The following is a 540-nucleotide window of genomic DNA, read 5'->3' as shown; positions in this document are numbered from 1 at the left end:
CTGCTGCTCGGCTGGGGACCGGTCGCCGCGGTGGTGCTGGCCGGGGTCACCTGGATCTCCTCCTCCGGTGTCATCGCCAAGGTCCTCGGCGACCTGGGCCGCCTCGGCAACCGCGAGACCCCGGTCATCCTCAGCGTCCTGGTCCTGGAAGACCTGTCCATGGCCGTCTACCTCCCGATCATCACCGCCCTGCTGGCCGGCACGGGCCTCGCGGCCGGCAGCCTCACCCTGGCCGTCGCCCTCGGCGCCGCGGCACTCGTCCTGCTCGTCGCGGTCCGCTACGGCCGCCACATCTCCCGCTTCGTCTCCAGCGACGACCCCGAGAAGCTGCTGCTGGTCGTCCTGGGCCTGACCCTGCTGGTCGCCGGCCTCGCCCAGCAGCTCCAGGTCTCCGCCGCCGTGGGCGCGTTCCTGGTCGGCATCGCCCTGTCCGGAGAGGCCGCGGAGGGCGCGCACAACCTGCTCTCCCCGCTGCGGGACCTGTTCGCCGCCGTGTTCTTCGTCTTCTTCGGCCTGCACACCGACCCGGCGAGCATCCCG

General features: G+C 72.6%; 1 protein-coding gene. It reads left to right on the top strand.

The window, feature by feature from the left end; translation table 11 throughout:
• A partial coding sequence (locus SSP08S_RS54605; protein ID WP_019076055.1) for a cation:proton antiporter occupies positions 1-540 on the top strand: 540 nt, incomplete at both ends.

It is taken from the genome of Streptomyces hokutonensis (genome assembly GCF_000376565.1).
GTDB lineage: Bacteria > Actinomycetota > Actinomycetes > Streptomycetales > Streptomycetaceae > Streptomyces > Streptomyces hokutonensis.
Note: the sequence above shows the minus strand (reverse complement) of the source record. Positions and strands in the feature narration are given on the sequence as shown.